At 42.1% G+C, this 4393-nt stretch carries 1 protein-coding gene; it reads right to left on the bottom strand.

Going from position 1 to position 4393, the window contains the following annotated elements:
- Nucleotides 1–4322: ATP-binding protein (locus CXF78_RS13010; protein ID WP_102037037.1), on the bottom strand; the 4322-nt coding region annotated here is incomplete at its 3' end.
- Between the last annotated feature and the right edge of the window lie 71 nt (nt 4323–4393).

The following is a 4393-nucleotide window of genomic DNA, read 5'->3' as shown; positions in this document are numbered from 1 at the left end:
GGTGCTGGAGAGGTATAGAAAATACCTGCGCCTTGAGCCAATACTTTCAACTCGTTGCTTTCGCCAACACGTAATGATTCAGTATCAACCTCAAGTGCTTCTGCTGCCGCTTCCATTTCAGCAATCAGTGCAGGTATATCTAACTCAGCCATTAAGCGTGGCAAGTAGTTAGTGTCATATACCCCTTCGTTGAAGGTTGGGTCTTTAAGGATAAGCTTCAACAATGGAATGTTAGTCGCAATACCTTTAATCACTACGCTATCGAGATACGCATACATTTTAGACACAACGTCGGCACGGTCAGTACCACGTATAATGATCTGTGCGATCAAGCTGTCATAGTATGGTGATACTTCCTTACCTGCTGCTGCAATCGAAATAATTTCGACATCGTCACGCTGAGGCAATACACATTCAGTGATTTTACCAGGATTAGGAATAAGCTGAAGAATACCGTGGCTATCAAGCGCCGCTTTTTCCGCAGTCACACGCACTTCCATGGCGTAACCTTGGTCTACGGGTTCTAGATTTTCAATTGAACGACCCGCAGCAATATCAAACTGCGCGCTTACAATATCAATACCAGATGTCGCTTCAGTAACCGGATGTTCAACTTGAAGACGTGTGTTCATCTCCATGAAGTACACTTCGTTAGCATCTAAGTTATAAATAAACTCAACGGTACCTGCACCCATGTAATCGGTCGCATCACCTAATGCACGAGTGTATTCCATCACACGCTGTTTGAGCTCTTCAGGCAACATCGTTGAACCAGACTCTTCAATCACTTTCTGGTTATTACGTTGTACTGAACAGTCGCGAATACCCAATACTTTAGTATTGCCAAACTTATCACGCAGTAACTGCACTTCAATATGACGCAATGATGTAACGTATTTTTCTAAATACAAATCACCATTACCAAATGCCGCGGCGGCTTCTGTCGCTGTTTTCTGGAAGAAACCAATCATATCCTCAGGGCGTTTAACGACCTGAATACCTTTACCGCCACCACCTTGCACCGCTTTTAACAGCACAGGATAACCAATTTCAGACGCTACGTTCACAGCTTGTTCTGCGTTAGTCAAAATACCATGACTACCAGGAACAACCGGCACATTTTGCTTTTGAGAAGTATGGATAGCATTAGATTTGTTACCCATGGTCGTCATTGAATGCACGCTAGGACCAACGAAGTTGACCCCATTGTTAACACATAATGCCGCAAACTGTGGGCTTTCTGATAAGAAACCAATACCTGGGTGCAACGCATCAACATTTTCATACTCAGCGACTTTCAATACTGAGTAAGCATTGAGGTAACTTTCATCTGAAGTATTACCGCCAATACACACAAGTTTATCAGTGTCTTTCAGCATATCTGCAGGAACAGATGTCATGTCTGGATCTGACGCCACCAACACTACATTAATGTTGTTGTCATGTGCTTTACGAATCAGTTTAACTGCCGTACAACCACGAGCATGCACCAGCACTTTATTAATTGGCTTCATCAATGCACGAGGATCGTCTTGTACAATAACGTCTTCTAGCTCAATCACTTCAGGCACTAGAGTCGACAACGCTTTGCTGATCACTTCTTCTATATTAATTGTCGGTAATGGCATTAGTGGATCAATACCCGACAACTGAGTGTCTAAGGTGTCGCTAAATGGATTATGAACTAACCCAGTCATTGCCCCTGGCACTTTAGATAAGTAGTTCGACAATGTTGCTGTAGATGGTAAGTACGCAGGCACTACCATTTGACCAGCAAACGGCATGTTGGTACCAGAAAGATAGTAAGTCTGCACTAAAGGATGGGTTACAAAACTGGCTTGAGCACCACCAGTACAGTCACCAAAACCAAACATCAATACAGGTAATTCGTTATCACGAATAAAGCGCGTAATACGGTCATTCACGACCGCCATTGAAAACAATGCCGCAGCACCTTCTTTGGTTTGCATACCACCAGAGCTGATAAAACAAATAACCGGCAATTTACGTTTAGCACATTCAATTAATAGCGAACTGAATTTCTCAGCACTGGCCATATCAAATGCACCCGCTTGGAATGCCGTATTTGAAACAGCAACACCAACACGTAACTTACTGCCGTTATTATTAAAGTCAGCCAGACCAGTAATTAAACCACAAGGACGGATCTTTTTATCAATAGCATCTTCAATCGATAAGCGGAAACCAGGGAAGTTAAGCATGTTAGCTGACATTTTGTCGGCATCAATTTCATCAAACTTAGTAAAGAACTGTTTGATAATATTTTCCCAGCCCATCTTGCCTTGCTTTTTCTCTTCGCGAAGTATTTTTTGGATCAGTAAGTCTTGGTAACCCATTGTTAAACGGTTCCAAAAATCTTTACGACGACCAATACGTACAGGGTTAATTGTACCGGTGTACTTATCGTGTTCATCTTCGCTATCAAAGTACTCTGGTAATAAACGCTCGAAGAAATAAGTTAAGATTACAAATAACGAATCGTTTAACTGTGGGAAACCCACACTCTTCCATTGCTCTACACGAGTAAGCAATTCAGCACGATTCGATTGATCCATAAAGTATTTAAGCCACTTATAGAACTTGCTCTTGTCGTTAGCTTTGTCGCTTGTCGATAATGCGTTATCAATTGATTTGTGGAGTAATTTATCCACTGATTCACGAGACAAACTTTTTGACATCATGGCTTCTTTCGAAATTGATGCCAAGCTGCCTACCACATTGTCATATAGCGCATTGAAAATAAGCACGTTATGACACTGCCAAATAAAGTCTGCGCGTAATTCGTCATTAACCACAATATCCAACACGGTAAGCTGGCTTAGCTCAGGCCATGGAGCTTGCGTTGTAGACTTAGGCAGTGACTCTAAATGCTTAATTAAGCCATTGAAATTGTTAGCGGCGTTACTTTTCCAGCGATGGTATAACGACCAACCAATGTTAAATAACAATGCTTTACGTGCTTTTTTATAGTTCTCTTTTGGTTCACCCAAAATAAAACGTGTAATCACGTTACGTTCTGCAGAGATGTCTTTACGTTTAGCGCTGAATGTACCCCAAAGTTTATTCAGTTCTTCATCGTAAACGAGCTTATCAGGGTTGGTTAACCACGCCTGGAACACGCGTTCCTGTTCTTGCTTAATGCGCGCTAACAAATCACCTTCTGGCACGCTCACTTTTGATAAGCGACCGTACTGTTCTTGTGAGATTGAATGAATGCGGCTACGCAAGGTCAAATAACGTAAATAACGATATGCACTACCAAAAATATTGTGGTACATCGTTGGGTTATTGGCGACAGATAAGCGGGTATTATTTTCAAGCGTGAGCAGATTAGCCGACGGCGCTAAATAACGCTGTAAACTGCGATCATAATGCTCTCTTAAATCTGTAGATTCGCGTACAAAGTTCATTGCAGCACGTTCAACGGCTTCAATAGAACTGATAATCGCACGACGGAAATTATGCTGACGCTCATCTTTATCTGATGGAGTAAAATCGATAATGCCGTCAATACACCCAGCGGTATACAACTCTTCTGGTGACACGCCTACCGATTTAGCACATTCCTGCCATGACAAGTTGTACTTACGCGCAATGCTCTGCAAACCTTGTGGTTGAATGGTGTTAAAAATACCATCTCGTACAGATAATAGAATGTTCGCTGCAGCTAATGGAATTGCACCACCAGAATAGCCTGCACCAATCACAATACCGACTGTCGGTACATCAACATTAGCACTTTCAGCAATCGCTTTAGAAATGGTATGCGCTTGATTTTGGCTATTAGCAATTTCCCCTGCATCTGCACCAGGAGTATCGATTAAATATACAATAGGCATAGACAATTCAGCGAAATGACGGATTGCCTTACATGCTGCAAGATGGTGTTCAGGCATCCATGCACCGTTTGCGGTCGTGCGCTCTTGCGCAATAAAACCGATACGGCGAGTACGAGTACCAAAATTAAGTTCCACTTCAGCACGATAAAACGGTCCGATATGACTTTCGGCAATAATCTTGCCTTTTAAGTCCGCGATCATTCGCTTCGCGCCTGGGCGGTTTTTATCCAAGGTCGGTTGGATAACTTTATTGACATAACCGTCAACGTCTAAAGATGCCAAACTTTTCAAGTTTGATTGAATGGAATCTTCTGTTAATAATCCTTTCACTTCTTCAGATAAACTCTGCTTGTTATGAGCAGGAAATAATGAAAAGTCTTTAGCCAAGTGTTCAGCTTGTAAGAAAAGTGGGTCAGCCGATAGTGCTTGAGTCTTGTTAGCGGGCTGCTTTTTGCTGGTCATCCTTAGATCCTCTGCTTATATAGCCTCTGAAAAATTTTTTTAGCCCGTAAATATAACTTTGTTAATGGGTA

The sequence above is a fragment of the Shewanella sp. 11B5 genome (assembly GCF_002836795.1).
GTDB lineage: Bacteria > Pseudomonadota > Gammaproteobacteria > Enterobacterales > Shewanellaceae > Shewanella > Shewanella frigidimarina.
This window is presented reverse-complemented; position numbering and strand designations above follow the sequence as displayed.